Origin of the sequence: Limnofasciculus baicalensis BBK-W-15 (assembly GCF_024178385.1) — a bacterium.
Lineage (GTDB): Bacteria > Cyanobacteriota > Cyanobacteriia > Cyanobacteriales > Coleofasciculaceae > Limnofasciculus > Limnofasciculus baicalensis.
Genome location: NZ_JAMZMM010000696.1, coordinates 1 through 1,394 on the forward strand (window position 1 = coordinate 1; position 1,394 = coordinate 1,394).

Below are 1,394 nucleotides of genomic sequence, written 5' to 3' on the forward strand. Positions count from 1 at the left end.
CTCCCCACTCTCCTCTTAGAAAACATCAACCGGATCGGCATCTCGCAGTTTCTGAATAGCGATTGCACCGGAAACTATACACATTGAAATTGTTAATATCAAGATCAATAAAGCTCTACTCCAACTCATATAAATAGGTAAGAGAGTAACCTGTTTGACTATAGTATATAGAGTCAAAGAAATAGAAATTCCAGGGATATAACCAAAACTTGCCAAAATCAGAGATTCTTGAAATACCACACCTAATAAGTAATTATTTGTATAGCCTATAGCTTTGAGAGTGGCATATTCAGACAAATGTTCCGAAACATCAGCATAAAGAATTTGATAGACAATTATAGTGCCAACTGTAAACCCGACAATTGCCCCAAGATAGAAAATAAAGCCAATAGCTGTACTGGTATTCCAATAATTTTTCTCAAAATCAATATACTCTTGCTTAGATAATACTGTAACTCCTTCAGATAAACCATTTTTCATGTTTTCTAGCACTATTCTAGCATTGGCTTCTGGTTGGAGTTTAATTAAACCAATATCAATTAATCCTCGATCTCGATTATGAAACACCTGAAAAAAAGTATCATCACTGAGAATTAAGCTTCCATCAGTGCCAAAGGAAGTGCCTAATTGAAATAGTCCACTGATTTTAACTTGATGCCCGTTAACTTCGGCTATAATAGTTTTGCCATGATTGTATTCTTCTGGTATTGGACCAAATTCTGGTCGAGAAGTGCGATCGAATAAAGCCACATCATCCAGTTTGATTTTATCTATATTTTCTTTAACTCCTGCTAAATTCAATACTTCCTGTGTGGGGTTTAAGCCAATTACAAATATAAGACGGGCGCGGCGAGTTTTGAGATTTTTCCAAACAGCAAATTCTACATACAATGGCGTGACAGATTCTACCCCTTCAAATCCCAAAGCTTTATATAAATGACGTTGGGAAAAACTTTCCATGCTAATCGACGCGGTGGATAGGGGACTCAGCAAGATAATGTCACCTTGTAAACTTTTGTGAAGGCGCACGGCACTATCAAATAGGGCATCCCGTAACCCTAGTTGTAAGAACATTAGCATTACGGCAAAGCCAATCCCCATCAGTGCAACTAGGAAACGCATCTTCTTATATGTCAGTTGCAACCAGGGGAGAGGGATTTTGAGAATCATTATCTCATATTGAATTTGTTTGGCATCAGCATATTTTAGTTTTTTTAACGCTCATGGTGCAAAGGGATCTATTATTTTAATTCTACATCAGAAGAAAAACCATTTATTTTTCTTCTGATGTAGTTTAACGTTAACGTGAAGATGATTGCCCAGATAGAATAATGGTATTATATAATTTTTGCTTATAAATTTCGCTTTTTTGTTTATCATAAAAATGCAAATTT

Annotated in this window: 1 protein-coding gene; it reads right to left on the reverse strand. The window is 35.7% G+C overall.

Annotation, left to right across the window (positions count from 1 at the left end):
* Window positions 1-15 precede the first annotated feature (15 nt).
* Entirely contained in the window at window positions 16-1,170 is a 1,155-nt protein-coding gene (devC, locus tag NJ959_RS29535; protein WP_254015327.1) for an ABC transporter permease DevC, read from the reverse strand.
* Between the last annotated feature and the right edge of the window lie 224 nt (window positions 1,171-1,394).

What these genes read in the sequence shown, in the direction of transcription:
- devC (WP_254015327.1), bottom strand. Translation starts at nt 1,170, where the DNA reads ATGATTCTCAAAATCCCTCTCCCCTGGTTGCAACTGACATATAAGAAG.